The 21,274-nt window shown below is 39.6% G+C and carries 27 protein-coding genes; 20 read left to right on the top strand and 7 right to left on the bottom strand.

From position 1 onward, the window contains the following. The first annotated feature begins 94 nt into the window (after positions 1-94). Positions 95-904 (top strand): flagellar hook-basal body protein, encoded by an 810-nt coding sequence (locus tag F3G76_RS02475; protein ID WP_103601859.1) that lies wholly within the window; start codon positions 95-97, stop codon positions 902-904. Positions 905-919: 15 nt separating this feature from the next. Further along, the gene (flgG, locus tag F3G76_RS02470; protein ID WP_002942100.1) at positions 920-1,708 is read left to right on the top strand and encodes a flagellar basal-body rod protein FlgG; all 789 of its coding nucleotides are present in this window, start codon (positions 920-922) and stop codon (positions 1,706-1,708) included. A gap of 121 nt (positions 1,709-1,829) precedes the next feature. On the opposite strand, the gene F3G76_RS02460 is transcribed toward flgG, so the two are convergent. The 3 genes from F3G76_RS02460 to F3G76_RS02450 form a co-directional block, all read right to left on the bottom strand. Then, complete coding sequence (locus tag F3G76_RS02460; RefSeq protein ID WP_149705821.1) at positions 1,830-2,582, bottom strand: tetratricopeptide repeat protein; 753 nt, start codon at positions 2,580-2,582, stop codon at positions 1,830-1,832. A 67-nt stretch (positions 2,583-2,649) separates the two neighbouring features. Then, the gene (locus F3G76_RS02455) at positions 2,650-3,090 is read right to left on the bottom strand and encodes a hypothetical protein (RefSeq protein ID WP_149705820.1); all 441 of its coding nucleotides are present in this window, start codon (positions 3,088-3,090) and stop codon (positions 2,650-2,652) included. Positions 3,091-3,099: 9 nt separating this feature from the next. After that, positions 3,100-4,059 (bottom strand): tetratricopeptide repeat protein, encoded by a 960-nt coding sequence (locus F3G76_RS02450; RefSeq protein ID WP_149705819.1) that lies wholly within the window; start codon positions 4,057-4,059, stop codon positions 3,100-3,102. Between the two features lie 149 nt (positions 4,060-4,208). Here F3G76_RS02450 and F3G76_RS02445 point away from each other — a divergent pair, with 149 nt between their 5' ends. From F3G76_RS02445 to F3G76_RS02430, 4 genes are all read left to right on the top strand, one after another. Beyond that, a complete protein-coding gene (locus F3G76_RS02445) occupies positions 4,209-4,871 on the top strand; it encodes an AzlC family ABC transporter permease (RefSeq protein WP_149705818.1) in 663 nt (220 codons plus the stop codon). Further along, entirely contained in the window at positions 4,868-5,203 is a 336-nt protein-coding gene (locus tag F3G76_RS02440; protein WP_087580903.1) for a branched-chain amino acid transporter permease, read from the top strand. Before F3G76_RS02445 ends, F3G76_RS02440 begins: the two co-directional genes overlap by 4 nt. 85 nt (positions 5,204-5,288) lie before the next feature. Further along, on the top strand, positions 5,289-6,335 hold the full coding sequence (locus F3G76_RS02435; RefSeq protein ID WP_103650606.1) for a type II asparaginase: 1,047 nt from the start codon (positions 5,289-5,291) through the stop codon (positions 6,333-6,335). A 184-nt stretch (positions 6,336-6,519) separates the two neighbouring features. Further along, positions 6,520-7,011, top strand: coding sequence for a DUF1877 family protein (locus F3G76_RS02430; RefSeq protein ID WP_149705817.1), 492 nt, complete (start codon positions 6,520-6,522; stop codon positions 7,009-7,011). Between the two features lie 110 nt (positions 7,012-7,121). Here F3G76_RS02430 and F3G76_RS02425 read toward each other — a convergent pair whose 3' ends face one another. Continuing rightward, positions 7,122-8,522, bottom strand: a complete 1,401-nt coding sequence (locus F3G76_RS02425) for a hypothetical protein (RefSeq protein ID WP_149705816.1) — start codon at positions 8,520-8,522, stop codon at positions 7,122-7,124. A 207-nt stretch (positions 8,523-8,729) separates the two neighbouring features. On the opposite strand from F3G76_RS02425, the gene F3G76_RS02420 reads away from it, so the two are divergent. From F3G76_RS02420 to glyS, 13 genes are all read left to right on the top strand, one after another. Beyond that, positions 8,730-9,329: a LysE family translocator gene (locus tag F3G76_RS02420; protein ID WP_149705815.1), complete on the top strand. Its 600-nt coding sequence runs from the start codon at positions 8,730-8,732 to the stop codon at positions 9,327-9,329. A 73-nt stretch (positions 9,330-9,402) separates the two neighbouring features. After that, a complete protein-coding gene (locus tag F3G76_RS02415) occupies positions 9,403-9,762 on the top strand; it encodes a DsrE/DsrF/TusD sulfur relay family protein (RefSeq protein ID WP_149705814.1) in 360 nt (119 codons plus the stop codon). Between the two features lie 16 nt (positions 9,763-9,778). Then, entirely contained in the window at positions 9,779-10,672 is an 894-nt protein-coding gene (locus tag F3G76_RS02410; protein WP_149705813.1) for a DUF4299 family protein, read from the top strand. A 148-nt stretch (positions 10,673-10,820) separates the two neighbouring features. Further along, the gene (locus F3G76_RS02405; protein ID WP_149705812.1) at positions 10,821-11,675 is read left to right on the top strand and encodes a hypothetical protein; all 855 of its coding nucleotides are present in this window, start codon (positions 10,821-10,823) and stop codon (positions 11,673-11,675) included. A 217-nt stretch (positions 11,676-11,892) separates the two neighbouring features. Then, complete coding sequence (locus tag F3G76_RS02400; protein WP_012140000.1) at positions 11,893-12,378, top strand: 3-isopropylmalate dehydratase small subunit; 486 nt, start codon at positions 11,893-11,895, stop codon at positions 12,376-12,378. 9 nt (positions 12,379-12,387) lie between these two features. After that, positions 12,388-13,455, top strand: a complete 1,068-nt coding sequence (gene leuB / locus F3G76_RS02395) for a 3-isopropylmalate dehydrogenase (protein WP_109146405.1) — start codon at positions 12,388-12,390, stop codon at positions 13,453-13,455. Continuing rightward, positions 13,452-13,697, top strand: coding sequence for a hypothetical protein (locus tag F3G76_RS02390; protein WP_002941772.1), 246 nt, complete (start codon positions 13,452-13,454; stop codon positions 13,695-13,697). Before leuB ends, F3G76_RS02390 begins: the two co-directional genes overlap by 4 nt. After that, entirely contained in the window at positions 13,679-14,101 is a 423-nt protein-coding gene (locus F3G76_RS02385; RefSeq protein ID WP_223227397.1) for a CiaD-like domain-containing protein, read from the top strand. Before F3G76_RS02390 ends, F3G76_RS02385 begins: the two co-directional genes overlap by 19 nt. Beyond that, a complete protein-coding gene (locus F3G76_RS02380) occupies positions 14,061-15,233 on the top strand; it encodes a tRNA nucleotidyltransferase/poly(A) polymerase-related protein (protein WP_109146403.1) in 1,173 nt (390 codons plus the stop codon). The genes F3G76_RS02385 and F3G76_RS02380 overlap by 41 nt, the downstream gene beginning before the upstream one ends. A 75-nt stretch (positions 15,234-15,308) precedes the next feature. Continuing rightward, positions 15,309-15,788 (top strand): tRNA (cytidine(34)-2'-O)-methyltransferase, encoded by a 480-nt coding sequence (locus tag F3G76_RS02375; RefSeq protein ID WP_149705811.1) that lies wholly within the window; start codon positions 15,309-15,311, stop codon positions 15,786-15,788. After that, the gene (locus F3G76_RS02370) at positions 15,785-17,167 is read left to right on the top strand and encodes an endonuclease/exonuclease/phosphatase family protein (protein ID WP_149705810.1); all 1,383 of its coding nucleotides are present in this window, start codon (positions 15,785-15,787) and stop codon (positions 17,165-17,167) included. The genes F3G76_RS02375 and F3G76_RS02370 overlap by 4 nt, the downstream gene beginning before the upstream one ends. Positions 17,168-17,170: 3 nt before the next feature. Next, positions 17,171-17,323, top strand: coding sequence for a hypothetical protein (locus F3G76_RS10415; protein ID WP_162141910.1), 153 nt, complete (start codon positions 17,171-17,173; stop codon positions 17,321-17,323). Further along, positions 17,320-19,338 (top strand): glycine--tRNA ligase subunit beta, encoded by a 2,019-nt coding sequence (gene glyS / locus F3G76_RS02365; protein ID WP_149705809.1) that lies wholly within the window; start codon positions 17,320-17,322, stop codon positions 19,336-19,338. The genes F3G76_RS10415 and glyS overlap by 4 nt, the downstream gene beginning before the upstream one ends. Before the next feature lie 43 nt (positions 19,339-19,381). Here the strand turns inward: glyS and F3G76_RS02360 are convergent, their stop codons facing one another. Continuing rightward, positions 19,382-20,452 (bottom strand): phosphoethanolamine transferase, encoded by a 1,071-nt coding sequence (locus F3G76_RS02360; RefSeq protein ID WP_223227396.1) that lies wholly within the window; start codon positions 20,450-20,452, stop codon positions 19,382-19,384. A 77-nt stretch (positions 20,453-20,529) separates the two neighbouring features. Then, on the bottom strand, positions 20,530-20,607 hold the full coding sequence (locus tag F3G76_RS10680; protein ID WP_223227417.1) for a DUF1705 domain-containing protein: 78 nt from the start codon (positions 20,605-20,607) through the stop codon (positions 20,530-20,532). Between the two features lie 11 nt (positions 20,608-20,618). On the opposite strand from F3G76_RS10680, the gene F3G76_RS10675 reads away from it, so the two are divergent. After that, a complete protein-coding gene (locus F3G76_RS10675) occupies positions 20,619-20,804 on the top strand; it encodes a hypothetical protein (RefSeq protein WP_223227395.1) in 186 nt (61 codons plus the stop codon). Positions 20,805-20,957: 153 nt separating this feature from the next. On the opposite strand, the gene F3G76_RS02355 is transcribed toward F3G76_RS10675, so the two are convergent. Beyond that, positions 20,958-21,272 carry a helix-hairpin-helix domain-containing protein gene (locus tag F3G76_RS02355; RefSeq protein ID WP_149700578.1) on the bottom strand — a complete coding sequence of 105 codons (315 nt, stop codon included), beginning with the start codon at positions 21,270-21,272 and terminating at the stop codon, positions 20,958-20,960. Positions 21,273-21,274 lie beyond the last annotated feature (2 nt).

The raw sequence follows: 21,274 nt of genomic DNA, 5'->3' as shown, positions 1-21,274 counted from the left end.
TTATACCCAAAATTTTTTAAAAGTGTATAAAAAGAAAGTTGGAACGATGATTGCTTAGTAATTCTAAAAAATCAAATTTTGATTAGGAAAATTTATGCAAAATGGTTATTATCAAGCCACTGCTGGCATGGTAACGCAGTTTAACAGACTAAATGTCATCTCAAACAATCTTGCAAATGTAAATACGATCGGCTACAAGCGAAACGACGTAGTTATCGGCGACTTTGCGAGAATTTTTAAAGAGACGCAAGATGAGCTTCCGATTAAAAATCACACAAAAGACGGAGCTAAATTTCTAAATAGAACGCTTGATCGTGTGCCACAAGTGAGCGAAGAGTACACCGACTTTAGCGCTGGTGGCTTTAAATACAGCTCAAATACGCTTGACTTTGCGATAAAAAGAGACGATGCTTTTTTCTTAGTCGATACTCCAAATGGCGTAAAACTAAGCAAAAATGGCTCTTTTAGCCTTGACGCGGACGGCTACATCGTCACAAAAGAGGGTTACAGGGTGTTGCCAAGTGGCTATGAAGCGCAAAATCCTGGTCAAAGAGGCATCCAAGTGCCACAAGGCGAGGTGCTAACCGTTGATAAAAATGGAAATTTATACTCAAATAACAATCAATTTTCTAAATTTTACATCGCTCAGCCAAGAGAGATAAGGGATCTAAAAAAGGTTGGCGACAATCTCTTTGAGAGTAGAAATTTTGACGACATAACTGAGCTTGACGAGGCTGATAGCGTGATGCAAGGCTACGCTCAAATGTCAAATGTAAATCCAGTCTTAGAAATGGTGGGTCTAATAGAAACCCAGCGCTTAGTTGATATGTATCAAAAGGTTATGACAAGCCACATGACTGACCTTAACCAAGATGCTGTTCAAAAACTAGCCCTAAAAGCTTAATAAAAGGATAAAACTATGATGAGATCACTTTACACTGCGGCCACTGGCATGATCGCCGAGCAGACGCAGATAGACGTAACCTCACACAACATTGCAAACGTAAATACCTATGGATATAAGAAAAATAGGGCTGAATTTGCCGATCTTATGTATCAAGTCATGGAGTACGCAGGCACTGCTACAAGCCAGACTACTACAAGCCCGACAGGCATCGAAGTAGGTCTTGGTGTGCGCCCAACAGCAATAAATAAAATTTTCTCTCAGGGCTATTTTAAAGAGACCAGCAACAACCTAGATATGGTCATAGCTGGCAACGGCTTTTTTCAAATTCAGCTCCCTGACGGCACGACGGCATACACCAGAAACGGCGCATTTAAGCTTGATGCAAACGGCACGATCGTAAATAGCGATGGCTACCAGCTCATACCGCAGATTACAGTCCCTGCAAATGCGACGCAAATTTCAATAGGCACTGACGGCACCGTTTCAGTTTTGCAAGCTGGCGAAACCGACATGGCTCAGATAGGTCAGATCGAGCTAGCAAATTTCATAAACCCAGCCGGTCTTCACTCGATGGGCGATAATAATTACCTCCAAACAAGCGCTAGCGGCGATGTGGTGGTAGGTGTAGCAGGCCTTGACGGACTTGGCACGATTAGACAAGGCTTTGTCGAGATGAGTAATGTTCAGCTTGTTGAAGAGATGACCGATCTTATCACAGGTCAGCGCGCATACGAGGCGAACTCAAAGGCGATAACTACGAGTGATTCGATGTTAGAGATAGTAAATGGACTTAAAAGGTAGGTAATATGGACGCGACTTTGGCTATTGTTGGACTTATACTTGTTGCTTTTACGCTTGATGTTTTTTACTTTTCAGACAGGACCCCAAAGGGCAAGGGTCCAAAAAGTCAGGTGCATTAAATTTATAGAGCATTGTAAATTTGGCAGTCTTCGTCGTTGCCTAGCTCGCAGGACTTGCCAAAGTATTTTTTGGCTAAATTTTTATTAGCCTCAGCGCCTTCTGCTTCATAGTAAATGACCCCAAGGTTATGACAACCATCCCCAAAGCCCATTTCGCAAGCTTTTATAAAGAGTTTGCTAGCTCTTTTTTGATCTTTTTCTACATATTTTCCACTATGAAGCATCATGCCAAGGCTATTGCAGCCTGCTGGAGCGTCTAGTTCGCAGCTCTTTTCAAAGAGCTCTTTTGCCTTTTTGACGTCTCGCTTTACGCCATTTCCGTCATAGTATAAAAGTGCAAGGCCGTAGTATCCGTCGCCATATTTTAGCTCGCAAGCTCTTAAAAAGAGCTCTTTTGACTTTTGATAGTTTTTATCTAGCGTATAGACAAAGCCGAGCCTTGCGCAGCCAAAGCCGTCGTTTAGCTCGCAGCCCTTTTGGTAAAATTTGGCTGCATTTTTGTTATTTACATCTTTTATGTAGTCCATGTCATAAAGCACGCCCACGCTACTGCAAGCACTTGCGTGTTTTAGCTCGCAAGCTTTTTTGTAAAACTCGCCCGCTTTTTGGTAGGCTTTGTTCTCTTGATAGATAGCTCCAAGCTCGTAGCAGCTTGCGGTATCAGCCTTTTCGCACTTTGTCTCAAGCGCTTTTTGGTCTAAATTTGCACTCCACAAAAGAGCTGCAGAAGATAAAAGTAAAACGATCTTTTTCATTGCCTGCCTTTTTAAAAATTTAAATAAGTTTAGATAAAAAGCTTTAAATTTATAGTAAATATCAAATTTAATACCCAAGCTTATCTAATAAATTTCTCATATCGCAGCCCTTTTTAAAGCCTAGCTCGCATGATCTTTGAAAGTAGCTTTTGGCTGCCATTTTATCCTCTTTTTTGCCGCCACCCAAAAGCGCATAGTTAAGAAATCTTGCATATCTATTTAATATGATAGTTTGATTAAGCTCGCTACCCACGTCATTGTAGCTATTTTGGTAGTTGAGTGCAGCGCTGTAACAACCCTCTTTCATATCATTTTCGCAAGCTAGTAAAAATATCTCTTTTAGCTTTTTAAAATCTTTATCATCGCTTGAAGAGTTATAAATTTTTGTAGCAGCCTTGTAACAGCTCGTTAAATTCGCTCTTATATCGCCCTCGCTTTGGCACATCTCGTCTAAATTTTCTGCATTTAGAAGCAAAAAGAGAGATAAAGAAAAAATTAGCTTTTTCATAAATGCTCTTTAGTGAAAATCTCTAACTATCTCGCAAGCCTCTTTAAGGCCTAGCTTGCAAGCTTTTTTAAGCTCTTCTTTTGCCAGCTTTTTATTCTTTTTTGTCCCTATACCATGATAGTAAAAGTATGCAAGATGTTTGCACCCACTTGCGCTATCTAGCCTGCATGCCTTGTTGTAATATCTAAACGCCACTTCATCATCTTTTTCTACGCCAAGAGCGTCGTCGTAAAGGCTGGCTAGGTTATTGCAAGCATCGGCAAAGTCAAGCTTGCAAGCTTTAAAATAGAGCTTACTGGCCTTTTCATACTCTTTTTGCTCTTGATATAAGCTCGCTAGGTTGTAGCAAGATATGCTAAAGTCGCTATCACAAGCCTTTTTGTAAAGCTTTACCGCTTCTTTGTAGTCGCGCTTTACGCCAGGCGTGTTGTGGTATAAAACTGCTAGATTGTAGCATCCTTCATAGAAATTTTGCTCGCAAACTTCTTTGTAAATTTTGCTTGCCTTTTTGTAGTCTCTTTTTACGCCGCCGCCGTTATTATATAAAACTGCGACGTTAAAACAGCTTTGTATAAAAGCTAGATCGCAGCCTTTTTTAAAAGCATCTAAAGCCATTTTGTGATCTTTCATCTCTTGATACTCAACACCAAGGTTGTGGCAGGCAAATTTGTTATTTTCATCGCAAGTTTTGTTAAGAATTTCTAGTGATTTTGTCACGTCTTTTTTTACGCCAAGCCCTTTTTTATAAAACTCAGCCAGATAGATGCATGCGTCTAAATTTTTAACCTCGCACTCACTTTTATAAACTCCAAATAGCCTTTTATACTCATCATCGCTATATTTGCGGCTAAAATCAATGCAGTTATCCTCAATGTTGCAGCTATTTGCTTGAGGGATTTTGATATTTGGATTTGTCATTAGAGCTATTAAATTTAGTGTTAAAAATATTAGTAAAACTATCTTTTTCATAGAAATTTTCTTTATAAATTTTTGTTGTTATTTTATAAAATTTAGTTTTAAAATGCGAAAAGGTCATTAAATTTATAAGTAAAAAAAGCTTTTTAAAATTTAAATTTTTAAATTTTTGCTAACATTTTGGCTTTTATTAAGGTAAAAATTTGACATTTAACTACGTTTTTAAACTATCCATTCCTATCTTTATGGGCTATTTCCCGCTTGGTGTCGCCTTTGGCGTGCTGGCAAAAAGCATGGGAGTGAGCGCATTTATCGCCATGGCGCTTAGCATGCTTGGATACGGCGGAGCAGTGCAGTTTATGATGCTCTCGCTCTTTAGTGTGGGCACGAGCTACGTTGAGGTCTTTATCGTGAGCTATCTTGTAAATTTGCGTCACACTTTTTATGGAATTTCGCTTTTAAAAGAGTATAGCGGGATCAAATTTAAGCTTTTAAACATCGCTTTGCTAACAGATGAGACCTTTGCGATATTTAAAAATTTGGGGCTAAAAGATGCGAATAATCGAAGTTTTGTCTTTACCTGGCTAAATGTGCTTTCTTGGTCATACTGGGCAGCTGGAACGCTTCTTGGAGCGATACTTGGTGACTTTATCAAGGCCGATACAAGGGGACTTGAGTTTAGCTTAACAGCGCTTTTTACAGTAGTCGTCATTGAGATGTTTAAAAATGATAAAAACTACCGCGTGCTCTTTGCGGCGGTCTTTTTTGGCGTGCTTGGAGTGAGCCTATTTCCAGCTAAATTTGTGCTTGTTGGCTCGATGGCGCTTTGTTTTGTATTTTTGCTTTTGTTTAAGGATAAAATTTGATAAGTGTAAGCTCAAGCGAGATGGTGCTTTTTGTGGCGGTGCTTTTAAGCGCCTTGGCTACTTTTATAACGAGGGCGACGCCGTTTTATGCGTTAAGAAACTATAAGTCAAACCCTTATTTAGACGCCATTGAGAAGCACATGGGAATGATGATAATGGTCGTTTTGGTCTGCTACGGGCTAAAAGATACGAAATTTAGCGAGTTTCCATACGGCTTAAGCGAGATAGTGGCGGTTTTTACGGCTATTTTGGTGCATTTGAAATTCAAAAATGCCCTTCTTAGCATAGTCGTTTCGACTGGAATTTATATGCTTTTGATAAGAATTTTTTAAATAAATATAAATTTTAAAAATTAATAAATTTTTTAAATATATGACGTTATAATGCTCTAGCAAATTTTAATGCAAAGGAGCTAAAATGCGTTTAATCTTTAAGGCGGTGTTACTCATGATTTTAGGTGCTACTTTAGCGGTTGCTAAGCCAACCATCTACATCCTAGCTACTGGTGGAACGATAGCGGGAAGCGGCTCAGGCTCGCTTGACTCTAGCTATACTTCTGGAACTGTTACGGTCGATAAACTAATCGCAGCCGTGCCAGATATCAACAAGATCGCTACCATAAAAGGCGAGCAAATTTCAAATATCGGCTCACAAGATATGAACAACGAAGTTTGGCTTAAGCTTGCAAATAGAATAAATGAACTTCTAAACAGCGGCAAAGCCGATGGTATCGTCGTTACTCACGGCACAGACACTATGGAGGAGACAGCTTACTTCTTAAATTTAGTCGTTAAAAGCGACAAGCCAGTTGTGCTTGTAGGTGCGATGAGAAATAGTGGCTCACTAAGTGCTGATGGCCCGCTAAATTTATTTAACGCTGTAAATGTAGCTATCAGCAAAGATAGCGTAGGCAAGGGCGTTGTGGTTACTATGAATGACGAAATTCACGCAGCTAGAGAGGTTACAAAAACTAACACAACAGGCGTTGATACATTTAAATCACCAAATAGCGGCAAGATCGGCACAGTCTTTTATGGCAACGTAAAATACTATATGAATCCGATCAGAAAACACACAGCAAGCTCAGCTTTTGACCTAACTGGCGTAAAAGAGCTTCCAAGAGTTGATATCATCTACTCTCACGCAAATGACAACCCTGACTTTGTAAATGTAGCTGTTAAAAATGGCGCAAAAGGCATCGTTAGCGCTGGTCTAGGCAACGGCAACCCTTACTTTAGCGTGCTAGAGGCTCTTGGTGAGGCTTCAAAAGCTGGCGTAGTGGTAGTTCGTGACTCACGCGTGGGAAGCGGCGAGACAACTATGAACGGCGAAGTCGATGACGCAAAATACGGCTTTTTAACAAGCGACAATCTAAACGCTCAAAAAGCTAGAGTGCTTTTGATGCTTGCTCTTACAAAAACAAGCGACAAAGCTAAAATTCAAGAGTTTTTCTTAACTCACTAAGCTTAATTTTAGCGGAGATATCGCGAGTGCTTTTAAGTGAGCTTTGATTTTTCTCATTTAGTAGAAAAATTATGCGTAACATTTAAAGTCATCTCACGATATCCGCTTTTTATTGTGCGGATATGTTAAATTTATAGCTCCGCCCTTTCTTTTTTAAAATTCATATTAAATTTAAGGCTCTAAAATGGGTATCAGCGCGCATTACTACGCCTATTTGCAAGATGATATAGAAAAGATCAAAAATGGCGACGTCGGCGAGCTTTTGGACGAATACGACATGGATAATTTGTGGGACGCGATGTGTAAGATGCTAACTGGCACAAATTTCAAGCAGAGGCTTAAGGCTGGCGATATTTTTAGCTCGAAGGAGCCTTTTAGCTGGGCTATTTTTGGACGTAGTGCCTTAAAAGAAGAGCTAAGCGAGATGATCTCTTTTTCTAGTGCAACAGATGTAAAAGAGGTGGCTATGGCGATGAAAAATGTTGAGATTAGCGCACTTTTAGCAAAGATAAATTTAAAAGAATTTGCTAGCTCAAACACGTATCCTGATATCTTTGGGCGGCAGAGCGAATTTGAAGATATAAAGGCGAGTTTAAAAGAGCACTTTACTGGGCTTTTAAATTTTTACCAAAATGCCGCTAGCAAAGGGCTTGGCGTACTGATCGTGAAAGCGTAAATTTTCACTACCTATATTTTTTATAGTGATTATGGGGTGCTTTTGATGATTATAGGGGTATAGGTAAGATGAAAGAATAAGTATTTGTAATTCTGTTCCAATTTTGTATATCATATAACTTTATATGGTTTTTCATTTTTTACAGTCTCTAGGTTGCTAGTAATCTTAATAATTTTTGATAAATTCATAACTGCACCACTATAGCCTATATATTTTAAGATTAACACATTAACAAGATAATTTAACTGGAAGTTTAAATATAAAATTTCTTTTGCTTCATCTTTTAGTGGTAAATTTTTACTTGCAAAAAGATTGTTTCCATGTAGTAAATCATTACGTCTTTCTAGTTGATTTAAGTCGTTGTCTGATAATTCTATTTCAAGTATCTCAAATGGCAATCTAAGTTTATCCATATTTGTTGGTTGCAATAAAGCATTGATTCTCCTTTTTATAACACTTTTGTTGTATTCTTCATCAGGTATTTTATCTTTGTAGTAGTCTTGTGCCGCCTGATCTAATTCTTTCTGTAATTCTTTCTTTTTGGTCTTATTGTTTATAGTGGATTTATATTTATTATCTTGACAAATTATGCTCGTTATTATTTCTAAGCAAACGGCATATAATGAAGCAGTGCTACGTCCAAAACTACCAATTTTATTTATATTAAACATTATGTCCATAATGTCATAAAATTTTGAATTATTTAACATACAGTTAGTCAGGTTTCGTATAGAGTCTTTTGATACTGGTTTTAACTTGCTGATAAGTTCATTTTGTATAGATTTGTCTTCGCTATAGTTGTATACATTGGTGTCTATTATTTTTACTTTTGAATTATATTCCGAGAAAGCGTTTGCATCATACACAAAGCTTTTGTATTCGTGACTATTATCATAATAGCCAAAAATATAACCTTTTTGTACTGGTGCAAAACCAGTAATAAAACAATATGCAGTTAAAACTATTCTATAATATTCATCAAATAATTTAAAATCTAGTTCTTCTATGGAGTCTATAATAATCGAATACCCATCTATACTATATAATTTAAATTCGTAGATGTCTACTGGTAAAATAATTGATTTCACTTTTTGAGTGTTTATATTTTCAGAATTAAAACATTCAAATAAATCATAGTGTTGTGTATAATCTATTTTTTGACTGCATGGTAATAAAATTTTATACCTAGCTTTTTGAGGTTTATTTATATCGAAATTATCGCTGCTTATTTTGTATATTTTAAAATCTGCATCCAATAAATTATACTTTATTTGCATAGAGTCGAGTATCTTTATTGTTGTGTTGTTATTTTTTATGTTAAAGATGTATTCATTTACATCTTTAAAGCTATCCGACATAAAATTGTATTCTGTAAAATTTGTTGATTGTCTAAATGTAATTTTATCATTTAAAAATTTAATATTTACATTGCTTAATTTATCGCATAAGAGCTCACATTCTGATTCTAGTATTTCAATTAAACTGAATTCTTTTGTAAAAATATTATTCATGGCTACTTCCTTTGTTGTTTATATTGCAATATTGTTTCTTAAATCTTATTCTGAAAAATACCAGACTCTTATTATAATTGCACTAAAAAATTTTTAATATATTATAAGTGAAAACTTAAATTTATCCGACCTCCCGTTTTCGCGCCGTTTTTTATCTTAAATTTATTAAATTTGATTTACTGTTTCTTTAAAATTTCAAGGCATCTCATGAATTTCTTGCTATTTTTTATCACCCTTGCGCCCATCTCGATGATGCCAGGCATCAACATGACTTATGCGATGAGTGTTGGTATGAGCTTTGGCTACAAGCACTCATTTTTCGTGATGGCTGGGCAGCTTTTAGCAATTGCTTTTGTATCGTTTAGCTGTATGCTTGGCGTGGGCGCGGTATTGCATCATTTTGATTACGCATTTAAGGCGCTAAACATCATCGCAGGCCTTTATATGCTCTATCTTGGTGTGATGCTCTTTTTTGGCAAGGGCGAGCTTAGCATCACAAAGGTCTCAAATTTGCCAAGCAAAAAGCAGATGTTTATAAATGGCCTCATCGTTAGCATCTCAAACCCAAAGGCGTGGATATTTTTCTCAGCCTTGCTGCCTACATTTTTGGATAAAGAGGCCCCATTTAGCCTTACTCGCATGTGCGTTATCACCGTAACGCTTGTTTTCATCGAGTTTTTAGCGCTAAATATCTACGCACTTGGCGGAGCTATGCTAAAGAAATTTTTACAAACGCACCTAAGGCTACTTGAAATTTACACTGCCATTATAGTCTGCACGATCGGCGTGCTCTTGCTTTTTAGATAAATTTATCCCTCTTTTACCTAACTTGGTTAAAATTTGCCCAGTTTGCACTACATTTTTAGCAAAAGGATAAGAGATGAAAAAATTTCTATTTATACTTACAAATCAGCCATATAATGGCACGGACAACGCTTACAACGCACTAAGGCTAGCTAGAGCGCTAAAAGAAAAGGGCGAAGAGGTTAGGATCTTTCTCATGAACGACGCAGTCGATCTTGCGCGAAATAGTACTAAAAAGCCAGAAAACTACGACGTTGATCTAGTGGCGATGCTAAAGGAGATTTACGCTAGCGGCGCGATGCTTAAGGTTTGTGGTAGCTGCCAAACAAGGTGCGGTTTGCATGTGGGAGAGCCTTATTTCGAGGCTGAGGTGAAAGGCAGCATGGATATCTTGTCCGAGTGGGTGAGAGAGTGCGATCGGGTGATGACATTTTAGAGCAAAAGGAGAATTTATGAGTTTGACATTTAGTGTAAAAAATAAAAAGAAGCTACTTGGTGGATACGCAAAGGCGCTAAGCGAGCGTGAAATTTCAGCTCTTGTTGAGGGGTTTTTCTTTTTTAACAGCGCGCAAGAGGAGCCAAGCGCAAATGAGCTTGGTGCTGACGTGATGATAGCAGGCGTGTGGCAAAAGAGCGTTCGTGGCTTTGAGCTAAACTACGAAGATGGCGAGTATATCGTGCGTGTTTATACTCCAAGTGGCGTCGGCGACTGGCAGATCGCACTTGAGCTACTTTCAAAGCTCTCGGCTCAAACTGGCTCAAAAATAGAGTGCGACAACGAAAAAATTTATGATAGTGAGCAAATTTTAAAATTTGACTACGAGGCTGACATCATGTGGGGGCTTGAGGCGTTAAAAGATGCAAAAGAGAAAAATCAAACGCTTTATATCTCTGGCGTTGAGCGAGACGTGGCGTTTGACGCGGTTATGGTAGATGAAATTTTTTCTAGCGCCAGCCCTGCGGCTAAATTTGATGAGATGATGAGGCAGGTGCAGTATCTTGACGCATACAGCGCAAGAGAGCACCTCTATCAAGACAAAGACGGCAACGAAATCTTTGGCACATATACGCTTAGTGAAAATTTACCGACCATCTTGCCTTATGCTCCATCTCCGTCGTGGCAGGCACAAGAGGCGCTTGGAGATCGCAAGGTCTCGCGCTGGGTGCTTACGCTAGTTGTGGGCGTGGATGATAGTGACGCTCACGTGCTTGATGAGTGTGAATATGGAGCTTTTATGGCAAATTTACCAAAAGAAAAATACCACTTCATTGACGCTGCAAACGTGCTTGTTGAGCCACTTAGTGAAGATGAGATGAGAAAAATTTTGCAAAAGGCCAAGGCTTAAATTTATTAAACCCCAAAAAATGTAAATTCACCTCAGACTTGCTTAAAACTTAAGCTAGTTTAAGTGCATTTTTAAGCTCATAAAAGCCAGAATTTTACTGACTATGCCGCTTTTTGAGTATGATACGCATGGTTTAAAAAGGATAAAAATGAAAATTTTAAAGGCTATCTTAGTGGCGGCATCAGCGATTTGCTTTCTAAATTCGGCCGTTTTACCGCAAAGCGACTGGAACAAAAAGGATCTAAAAGGCAAGGTCAAAAGCATGACGGCTACGGAGTACGAATACTCTATGGATGGCTCTGGCACGCTAGAAAACACACGCGTAAAGCAGACGGAGTTTAACGAAAACGGCTATATACTGCAAGAAACCGAGCATATAAACGGTGTGCCAAACAGCTCGGTATCGTTTGAGTACGGCAAAGACGGGCTAATCCGCAAAAAATACCAAGACAGCGCCGTTTATCTCTACGAATACGAATTTGAAGGCGAAAATTTAGTCGCGACGGCCAAAGAAAAGTATGTCGAGGATAGATTTTACCCCCGAACGGAGAAAACCACCTACGGCAAGGACGGCAAAATGATCGCTCAGGCGGTCTATTCGGGCAGGGAACTAGTGATAGACGATAGCTACGTTTACGACGAAAAGGGCGTTTTAACGCGGATAGAAGATAATATGGAGCCGCGGCACGGCATAGAGATAAGCTTCGAGCGCAAGCCAAACGGCGAATACGAAAAAATCACGCAAGCCCCAAACTCAAAATGGGTTTATTACTACGCAGCAAATGGCGATGAAATGGAGTATACGTCGGTAAATTACTTTGGCTCTGAGGCAAAAATCTGGCAAATCTTGCAGTTTAAAGACATAACGAGGGACGAGCGGGGAAATTTGACGCATAAAACCTCGGTCAAATTTAAGCCAGCGGACAAATACTACGAAAACGGCGATATAATAAAGATCGGCCTATATAAAAAGCTAGAAATCAGCTACGAATACTACGAATAAAAACGCCTAGTTAAGGCAAAATTTACGTAATTTGACGCTCGCATCACCGTTCGTAAAATGCCACCTTATTTGGTTAAATTTAAATCATTTATGGCAAGTAAAATGCTTTATCTAGGCTAAATTTAGGGCTTTTGGAGCGCTTGATTTGGCTTTTTGATTATTTATTTAGCTTCTTTTGGTTAAAATCAGCCCAAATTTACAAAACTAAAGGTTAAAAATGAAACAAGGCAAAGTTTGGAAATTTGGAGATAACATCGACACTGACATCATCATCGCCGCAAGATATTTAAACACTTCAGACGAAAAAGAGCTAGCAAAACACATCATGGAAGACGCCGATCCTAAATTTAGCTCAAAAATAGCAAAAGGCGATATCATCGTAGCTGGCGAAAATTTTGGTTGTGGTAGCTCAAGAGAGCACGCACCACTAGCGCTAAAAGAGGCCGGCATAGCGGCTGTTGTGGCTAAGAGCTTTGCGAGGATTTTTTACAGAAATAGCTTTAACACAGGGCTTTTGATACTTGAGATAAAAGAAACTGATGAGATAAACGAGGGCGACACGCTAAAGATCGACGTAGATAACGGCGTCATCATAAATGAAAGTACAAAAAAAGAGTATAAATTTAACGCTATCCCGCCATTTATGCAAGAGCTTTTAAACGCTGGCGGCCTTATCGAGTACGCAAAAGCGAAGATGAACTAAGGAGCGGCGATGAAAAACTACAAAATTTGCGTTATAAAAGGCGATGGCATCGGCCCTGAGATCATCGACGAGGCGATAAAGGTTTTAGACGTTGTAAGCGCTGAGTTTGGTATCAAATTTGAGTATGACTACAAGCTTATGGGCGGCGCAGCTTACGACGTTTTTGGCGAGCCATTACCAGATGAGACGCTAAGCTCAGCGCTTAGTAGCGATGCTGTGCTTTTTGGAGCGATCGGCGGCGAGAAATGGGACAGCCTGCCAAGACACCTAAGGCCAGAGAGCGGACTTTTAAAGATCAGAAAAGAGCTAGAAGCATACGCAAATTTACGCCCAGCCATCATCTTTGACGAACTAGTAGATGCTAGCACGCTAAAGCCAGAGGTTTTAAAGGGCGTTGATTTTGTCGTGGTTCGCGAGCTAACTGGCGGGCTTTATTTTGGACAGCCACGCGAAAAAGGCGAAGATAGAGCGTTTAATACGATGGTTTATACTAAATTTGAGATCGAGCGCATCGCAAAGATCGCCTTTGAGACAGCTATGCTTCGCAAGAAAAAGGTCTGCATGGTCGATAAGGCAAATGTCCTTGAGACAAGCCAGCTTTGGCGCGAGGTTACCAGCGAAGTGGCAAAGGGCTATCCTGAAGTAGAGCTTAGCTTTATGTATGTCGATAACGCAGCGATGCAGCTAGTAAGGGCGCCAGCAAATTTTGACGTCATACTTACTGAAAATTTATTTGGCGACATTTTAAGCGACGAAGCGAGCATGGTTTGTGGCTCGATAGGACTTTTGCCAAGTGCTAGCATGGGCGGCAAAGTGGGAATTTATGAGCCTATCCACGGCTCAGCGCCAGACATCGCAGGGCAGGGCATAGCAAATCCGATCGCGACCATTTTAAGTGCAGCGATGATGCTAAGATACGCTTTTGGCGAGAGCGAGGCGGCAAATGCGATAGAAAATGCCGTAAAAACAGCTCTTGCAAAGGGATATAGAACAAAAGATATCGCCGCTTTTAACGCAGTTGAGGTTTGCTCAACAAGCGAGATAGGCGACGTGATAGCAGGATTTATCAAAAAATGAAAAACACGATCACTGAAGCACTGATCTACGAGGCGCAAGGGCTAAAAGACGATGCGCTTGAAATTTACAAGAACATCTTAAAACAAGACCCGTCAAACAAGGACGCCCTTAGCGCGATAAACCGCCTGAGCGGACTTCGCAAGGAGCGCGTGATAAAAAACGAGCAGATGAAAGAGTTTTTTATCAGGATGAAAAGTGACGAAGAGATAAATGAATTTAAAAGGTGGTTGATAAGATTATGAAGCTTGATGATATCGCTAGGATGGCCATTAGTGAGGTTAGCGCTGAGCTTGAGAAGATAGAGGCGTTGCAAAGCAAAAAGCAAGAAGAGCTTGAGAGAGAAAATTTAAAAAAAGAGCTTTTAGCGATGGAGGCTAGTGAGCAAGAGGCGGCTGATGAGCCAGTGCTTGAGATAAGTGCGCAAATCGAGCCAGAGCTAAAGGTAGCGCAAATTCTGCCAAAGAGCAGGGAGATAAGCGAGGAGGAAATTTTCTTAGCAAACCTTGCTGAGCGCATCGAAGTGCTTTTTGAGGGGCTTAAGCAAACTAGCGAGCAAGACCTTAGCCAAAGGCTCGAGCTAACGACTAAATTTTTAGAATTTACCCTTGCAAACATCGAAAATAGACTACAAAATCTCTCAAAATAATAAATTTGAGGCAAAAACTGGTACAAGCATTTACAAAAATAGCGAGCTAGACTTCTTTAGGTCGCTATTTGCCCCTTTTAGCAAGCGCGTCTATCTAGTAGGTGGCTGCGTGAGAGACGCGCTTTTTGGGCGAGAAATTTATGATTATGACATCGAAGTTTATGACATCGAGCCTCTCAAATTTGACGAGCTAATGGCTGGCATAAAGGCTAGCGGTGTTGGCAAAAGCTACTTCATCTACAAATATAAAAACTACGATCTTGGTCTGCCACGAAGCGAGAGTAAGACGGGAAATTCGCACAAAGACTTTGCCGTAAGCTATATAAATGATCCAAGCCTTGCAAGCCTTAGGCGTGATTTTACGGTAAATGCCATGATGATGAACATCTTTAACGGCGAAATTTTAGACTTTCATGGCGGCAAAAAGGACCTTGAAAGCAAGACGCTAAGGCATATCGATAGTGAGAAATTTAAAGAAGATCCGCTAAGGGTGCTTCGTGGCGTGCAGTTTAGCGCTAGGCTTGATTTTAGTATAGCTGACGAGACGCTAGAGCTTATGAAAACGCTTGATCTAGCGCATCTAAGCCGTGATAGGATAAATACCGAGCTTATTAAATTTTTTCGCTCAGAGCATCTTGAAAAAGGGGCGTTTTATCTTTTTAAACTTTCACTTTTTAAAGAAATTTTTGGCGTGCAAATTTGTGAAAATGATCAGTTTTTGAGCGAGCTTAAAAGTGCTAGAAATTTCGTGGATGATGAGAGGCTATTTTTGTATATGCTTTTTGGAAAATTTGAGCTTGACGCAAAAGAAATTTTAGAAAAAATGCGCCTGCCAAAGAGCTACTTTTCTATCTTAAAAGAGCCATTTTTTAAAGCTATGCCAAGTGATAGAGAGCTACTAGAAATTGCTCTAAATTTGCCCTTAAAATCGTGGCTTGGAGCTTACAATAAAGAGCGCATAGAGCGTGCAAAAGAGCTTGGGGTCTATGAGCATAAATTTGAGCCAAAGATAGATGTGAGAGAGATCTTGGCGGCTGGCTTTAAAAACGAGATGATCGCAGCTGAGATAAAACGCAGACAGGAGCTTGAAATTTCAAGCTATCTTAGCAAGCGCAAATTTAGAAAATCTTAATCTTTAAAACTCTTAAAAGCCCATTTTGGCTAAAATGAGCCAGTTTATAACACTTTTTAAGGCAAAAATAAAGTTATGTTTAACATAGTCCTAGTCCATCCTCAGATACCGCAAAACACTGGAGCTATCGGCAGAATGTGTGTAAATGCAAATTTAAAGCTACATATCGTTAAGCCAACCGTGTTTGACCTGAGCGAAAAGGCGGTTAGACGAGCAGGGCTTGATTATTGGAAAATTTTAGATCCAAAAATTTGGGAGAGTTTGAATGAATTTTTACAGGCAAATTTAAGCCACAAAGAGCGATTTTTCTTTGCTACGACTAAGACAAATAGGCTTTACTACGACGCTAAATTTGAGCCAGGAGATTTTATATTTTTTGGCGGAGAGAGCACAGGGCTACCAAGAGAATTTATGGATATAAATTTTAAAAATGCCATAACGATCCCGATGGGAAAAGAGGGCAGGAGCTTAAATTTAGCCATGAGTGCTGGCATCATCGCGTATGAGGCGATCAGGCAAAACATCTCTAAATTTGACTTTAGGAGCGAGGTTTGAGAGCGCTCTTTGCATTAGTTTTTGCCGTTTTTATGGCGTTTGCTAGCGAGATAAGCATCGCAACTTATAATGTGCAAAATTTATTTGACTGCAAGGATGATGGCAGCGAATATCCTGACTTTAAATCTGGCACTTCAAAGTGGGACTGCGAGGCGGCTAGCTCAAAACTAAAAAGAACAAGGCAGGTCATAGACGCCATAGATACCGACATCATCGCACTTGAAGAGGTTGAAAACGAGCAGGTTTTAAGGGCTTTGGTTGATGGCAGTGAGTATAAATTTATAGCCTTTAGCAAGGCAAAAAACTCTCCAGTCGGACTAGCTCTTGTGTCAAAAATAAAGCCAAATGGCAGTGAAATTTTTGAAGTACCAAATGTAAAAACTAGAAACATTTTAAAGGTCGTTTTTGAGGTGGAGGGTAAGAAATTTAGCGTTTTTGTCAATCACTTCCCGGCTTACAAAAACGGCATAAATATGCAAAAAAAGGCCGAAAGAACACTAAGGGCAGCTCTAGGTAACGAGCAAAATGCCATAGTTTTGGGCGATTTTAACTCACCTTATGGGCAAAAATCCATCCTAAATGATATCATTGCAACTCGTGGATTTTACGATCTTTATAGCTTTTTAGCCCCAAAAGATAGATACTCTCATGCAGTCCATGGCAAAAAGCGGGCCATTGACCACGTTTTGCTCTCGCCTAGCTTTATGGCAAATGGCGATCTAAGCTACGTTGATGGCAGTTTTGAGGTCTTTAAGCCAAGCTTTGTGGTTGATGAGCATGGCTTTGCAAAGAGTGATCTTTATTCAGACCATTTTGCACTTAAATTTAAAATCTCAACTAAACCAAGTCCTGCTAAATCAAACGAAAATTTAAAAAAAGAAGCTAAAAAAGTAGATGATCAAAACTACAAAAAAGCTGACATGGAGACGCTTTTTGAGCATCCTGAGGATGTGCCAGCACTTGTGGAGCGAGTTGTTGTCATCTTAAAAGATAAGCATGGCTTTATCATCTCAAAAAATCGCCGTGGAATTTACGTATATGACCCTAAAAATAGCGTCGGTGTGGGCGATGAGCTTGACATTTTGATCAGGCGAGTGAAATTTTACAAAGAGGCGCTTGAAGTAAGCTCTTATGAGATCATAAATGAGCATGGCACAAAAGATGTGAGCGAAAATTTACTTGATAGCTCAAAGTTAGGCATTGCAAGAAGCGGCGATGTGATCGCTAAAATTTCAGGCAAGCTAGAGGGCGGCTACTTGCATACGCCACATGGCAAGATCAGAGTTTATAGCAAAAAAAGGCTAAAAGATGGCGTGCAAGGCTTTGAGCGGGCGAGGGTGAAAATTTATAAAAACGAAAAAGAGATCGTTGTGGAGTAGATGGTGCAAATTTTAGATATTTTTATGATCGCAGCGTTTGTTTTGTTTGTGATATTTATGATAAGAGGCGTTATTTTGCAGGCGCAAGAGAAGGAGAAAGCAAGAGAGATGATAAGAGAAAAAAGAGAAAATTTTAATAAAAAGAGTGAGATATGAAAGAGTTGTTACTAGAGATCGGAGTCGAGGAGCTCCCAGCGATACCATTTTTAAGGGAGCTGCCAAACATCAACGCTAAATGGCAGGCTGTGCTTGAAAAATATAACATCAAAAGCGAGTTTAAATTTTACTACACGCCGCGCCGTTTGGTCTTTTTCCATGAGAAATTCCCATTAGCTCAGCCAGATAGCGTGGCTAGCTTCGTTGGCGCGCCAAAGCAAGTAGCGCTAAAAGACGGAGCTTTTACAAAGGCTGCGCTTAGCTTTGCAAATAAATGTGGCATAGATGAGAGCGAGCTTAAATTTAAAGAGATAGACGGCAAAGAGGTACTTTACTATGAAAAAGATGTAAAGGGCGAGCCGGTTGCTAAGATAATGGGCGACATGGTCGAGGAGTTTTTAAAGAGCCTTAGCTTTGGTAAGTCTATGCGCTGGGGCAACGGCGAATTTGAGTTTATCCGTCCGATAAGATCGTTTTTGTGCTTGCTGGGCGATGAGGTCATTAAATTTAACAAATTTGGCGTAGAGAGCAGTAACTCTACCTATCCTCACAGAAGCATCAGCTACGATAAGATAAAAATTTCAAATATAAAAGAGTATTTTGATGGCTCAAAGAGCCGTGGCGTCGTGCTTGAAGCGGATGAGAGAGAAAAAATAATCCTTGATGAGTTTGAAAAGATTAGCCAAAAAAGTGGGCTAAAGATCGAGATAGATAAAGAGCTGCTAGCTGAAGTCGTGTCTATCACCGAGTATCCAACGGCGCTTCTTGGCTCGTTTGAAGAGGAGTTTTTGGAGGTGCCAAGCGAGGTCATCATCACATCGATGAAAGAAAATCAGCGCTACTTTCCAGTCTTTAAAGATGGCAAGCTAGCAAATGGCTTTATTGTCGTTAGTAACGCCATTACACAGGACTATTCGCTTATCATCAAAGGCAATGAAAAGGTGCTAAGAGCAAGGCTGAGCGACGCGATGTTCTTTTGGCAAAGCGACCTTAAGGCCGAATTTAGCCCAGAAAAACTAAAAAATATAACCTACCTAAAAGAGCTTGGAAGCATCTACGAAAAAGAGCTTAGAGAGCTAAAAGTGGCTAAAAAACTAGCTAGCAACTATGATGAGCTACTTAAAAAAGAGGCTGGCGAGTACGGGAGCAAGCTAGAGCGAGCTGTGATGCTAAGTAAGGCTGACCTTACAACGCAGATGGTTTATGAATTTACCGAGCTTCAAGGCATCATGGGTGCTTACTACGCAAAGGCTAAAAACGAAGATGAAAACGTCGTTCTAGCCATTAAAGAGCAGTATCTGCCAGACGGCGAGGAGGCGCAGTGCCCAAGCAAGGTCTTTAGCTCAGTTGTGGCGCTTTCAAATAAGCTTGATACGCTAATGGGGCTCTTTAGCATCGGCAAAATACCAAGCGGCACCAAGGACCCATACGCTTTAAGACGTGCGGCAAATGGCGTGATAAAGATCGTTTTGGCGCATAATTTGAAATTTAACGTAAAAGAAATTTTAGAAGATATCGCAAAAGATTATAAGAAATTTGACGTTGAAGTGCTTATAAATTTCATCCTTGATAGGCTCTACACCTTCTTTGACGCAAACGCTTCTATCGTAAAAGCGTGCATAAAAAGCGGCGAAAAGGACATCTTAGAGCTAACTAAGATGATAGAGGCACTTGCTAAAATTTCAAGCGAGCCAAATTTTAGAGAGAATTTCTCGACATTTAAGCGCCTTGCAAACATCATAAAAGATGATAAATTTAGCAAGGTCGATGAGAGCCTCTTTGAGATAGATGCTGAAAAGGCTTTAAATGATGCATTTAAAGCTGTCGATAAGAGCTTGGCATACGAGCCAAGGCTAAAAGCGCTATTTGCTCTAAAACCGCAGATCGATGAGTTTTTTGACAAAGTTATGATAAATGTTGAAAACGAGAAAGTGCGAAATAACCGCGTCGCGATCATCGGTCAAATTTATAGCGAGATACTAAAGGTAGCTGATATAAAAGAGATCAGCTTTTAAATTTGCGGCCAGCTTCAGGCTTTGCCTAGGCTGGCTTTTAAATTTACTCCCTAAAGATATCAAATTCTGGCTCGTAAGCCTTAGTTTTTACCCCAAAATATCCAAGAACTGAGCTAAAGATAAAATCATGCGAAAGACTTTCGTCTTTTCTAGCTTTTAGCCTTTTTAAAAGCTCGCTATCGCTTGAAAAGATGATGGCTGGGATGTGTTTTTGCTCATCTGGAGCGATGGAGTAAGGAAGGCCATGTAAATATATGCCATTTTCGCCTAGGCTCTCTCCGTGATCTGAGAAAAAGAACATGGCAACCTCAAATTTATCTTTTCTTGCTTCAAGGGCATTTATCAGCTCGCTTTGTAGATAGTCCTCATATAAAATGGTGTTGTCATAGGTGTTTGCTATCTCATCTGGCGTGCATTTGTTTAGCTCGGCAGTGTCGCATGTTTGGGTAAATTTTTTAAATTTACTTGGATAGCCTTTGTAGTAGATAGGACCATGTGAGCCTTGCAAATGTAGCACGATAAATGTAGTGGAATTTGCATCTTTTATGACCTTTTTTGCCTCATCAAATATCACTTCTTCAAAGCCAGCTGCTCTGTGCTCTGAAGTGTGGTTTTGATCAAGATTGTCGCAAACCACTACTCCTTTTTTTTCGCATCCGCCACTATTGTTGCCAAAAAAGTATGTTTTTATGCCAAGTTTGTTGATGATATCAACTAAATTTTCACGAGCTTTGGCTTCGCGGTTGCTAAAATTTTCTCGCTTTAAGTCTGAAAATAGGCAAGGCACACTAGTCTCTGTGGCAGTCCCGCATGAGTAAAAATTTGTAAAACTTACCACATCTTTTTGCTTGGTGAATTTGTTTGTATCGTTTTTAGCGTAGCCATTTAGCGAGTAGTTTTTGCTCCTTTGTGTCTCGCCAACTATCAAAACTAAAATTTTCTTTTTATCGTTAGTAAGAGTTGCGTCATCTGCCACGTAGGTAAAAGGCAGCGGTTTTTGCAGTAAAGACTTTGCTAATCTTATGCCAGAGTAGATAGGATAGTATGGGAGTAAAACGCTTGAGGCGTTGTAGCTCTCTAAAAAATGGTATAAAAATTTTAGACATGAGAGCAAAGATTATAGCTGCACTTGCCAAAGTGCTAAGGGCTATTTTTACTCTTGATCTAAGCACACTTTTAAAACCTCCATAGCTAATCTCTATAAGCGCTACATATATGCAAGACGTTTAATAGCATGTCTTTGTCTATAATGACGCCGTAAGCTTGCATAAAGTAGGCAGATGCTGCTAATCATGATGAGAAAGATAGCAAGAGGTTTTAGTAAAAATGGCACAAGCAAAATGCAAAAAACTCCAGCAAAGAGCAAAAGAAAAAATATGCCAAGTAGAGCAAAAAGCAGTATAGAAAAAGATAAAGTGTCGCTCGATAAAAACCCTAAAAATACGCCCTTAAATAAAAATATGTAGTTTATGAAAAACATATAAGCTACAAATAAAATTAAAAATTTAACAAAGCTTATATGTCTTATTTTGTCGATGTTTAGCATTTCTAGCCACCTTCTTTCAGGGGCGTGATGATAGAGCTAAAATGTAAATGGCTAGAAATTTAGAAGAGAAAAACTATTTTTTCTTTTTCTTGCTTTTTAGCTTCTTGTTTTTTGACTTCTTTTCAGGCTCAGCCTTTTTCGCCTTTTGGCTATCTTTTACACTAAGCTTTTCTTTGACCTTTTGCATGTCGTTAAAGCCGATGCCTTGAACCTTCTCAAGCTCCTCGACACTTGTAAATTTATGAGCTTTTCTATACTTTATGACGTTTAGCGCCTGGCTTTTGTTTAGCCCAAGGCTCATTAGCTCGCTCTTGCTAGCTGTGTTTAGATCAGCGCCGTATGCAAGGCTTGCAAGCGCTAGACAAAGTAAAATTTTTAATCTTTTCATCT

This window comes from Campylobacter concisus (assembly GCF_902460575.1).
In the GTDB taxonomy this organism is placed as follows: Bacteria; Campylobacterota; Campylobacteria; order Campylobacterales; family Campylobacteraceae; genus Campylobacter_A; species Campylobacter_A concisus_AW.
Note: the sequence above shows the minus strand (reverse complement) of the source record. Positions and strands in the feature narration are given on the sequence as shown.

What these genes read in the sequence shown, in the direction of transcription:
- F3G76_RS02475 (WP_103601859.1), top strand. Translation starts at nt 95, where the DNA reads ATGCAAAATGGTTATTATCAAGCCACTGCTGGCATGGTAACGCAGTTT.
- flgG (WP_002942100.1), top strand. Translation starts at nt 920, where the DNA reads ATGATGAGATCACTTTACACTGCGGCCACTGGCATGATCGCCGAGCAG.
- F3G76_RS02460 (WP_149705821.1), bottom strand. Translation starts at nt 2,582, where the DNA reads ATGAAAAAGATCGTTTTACTTTTATCTTCTGCAGCTCTTTTGTGGAGT.
- F3G76_RS02455 (WP_149705820.1), bottom strand. Translation starts at nt 3,090, where the DNA reads ATGAAAAAGCTAATTTTTTCTTTATCTCTCTTTTTGCTTCTAAATGCA.
- F3G76_RS02450 (WP_149705819.1), bottom strand. Translation starts at nt 4,059, where the DNA reads ATGAAAAAGATAGTTTTACTAATATTTTTAACACTAAATTTAATAGCT.
- F3G76_RS02435 (WP_103650606.1), top strand. Translation starts at nt 5,289, where the DNA reads ATGCGTTTAATCTTTAAGGCGGTGTTACTCATGATTTTAGGTGCTACT.
- F3G76_RS02430 (WP_149705817.1), top strand. Translation starts at nt 6,520, where the DNA reads ATGGGTATCAGCGCGCATTACTACGCCTATTTGCAAGATGATATAGAA.
- F3G76_RS02425 (WP_149705816.1), bottom strand. Translation starts at nt 8,522, where the DNA reads ATGAATAATATTTTTACAAAAGAATTCAGTTTAATTGAAATACTAGAA.
- F3G76_RS02420 (WP_149705815.1), top strand. Translation starts at nt 8,730, where the DNA reads ATGAATTTCTTGCTATTTTTTATCACCCTTGCGCCCATCTCGATGATG.
- F3G76_RS02415 (WP_149705814.1), top strand. Translation starts at nt 9,403, where the DNA reads ATGAAAAAATTTCTATTTATACTTACAAATCAGCCATATAATGGCACG.
- F3G76_RS02410 (WP_149705813.1), top strand. Translation starts at nt 9,779, where the DNA reads ATGAGTTTGACATTTAGTGTAAAAAATAAAAAGAAGCTACTTGGTGGA.
- F3G76_RS02405 (WP_149705812.1), top strand. Translation starts at nt 10,821, where the DNA reads ATGAAAATTTTAAAGGCTATCTTAGTGGCGGCATCAGCGATTTGCTTT.
- F3G76_RS02400 (WP_012140000.1), top strand. Translation starts at nt 11,893, where the DNA reads ATGAAACAAGGCAAAGTTTGGAAATTTGGAGATAACATCGACACTGAC.
- leuB (WP_109146405.1), top strand. Translation starts at nt 12,388, where the DNA reads ATGAAAAACTACAAAATTTGCGTTATAAAAGGCGATGGCATCGGCCCT.
- F3G76_RS02390 (WP_002941772.1), top strand. Translation starts at nt 13,452, where the DNA reads ATGAAAAACACGATCACTGAAGCACTGATCTACGAGGCGCAAGGGCTA.
- F3G76_RS02375 (WP_149705811.1), top strand. Translation starts at nt 15,309, where the DNA reads ATGTTTAACATAGTCCTAGTCCATCCTCAGATACCGCAAAACACTGGA.
- glyS (WP_149705809.1), top strand. Translation starts at nt 17,320, where the DNA reads ATGAAAGAGTTGTTACTAGAGATCGGAGTCGAGGAGCTCCCAGCGATA.
- F3G76_RS10680 (WP_223227417.1), bottom strand. Translation starts at nt 20,607, where the DNA reads ATGCAAGCTTACGGCGTCATTATAGACAAAGACATGCTATTAAACGTC.
- F3G76_RS10675 (WP_223227395.1), top strand. Translation starts at nt 20,619, where the DNA reads ATGCTGCTAATCATGATGAGAAAGATAGCAAGAGGTTTTAGTAAAAAT.
- F3G76_RS02355 (WP_149700578.1), bottom strand. Translation starts at nt 21,272, where the DNA reads ATGAAAAGATTAAAAATTTTACTTTGTCTAGCGCTTGCAAGCCTTGCA.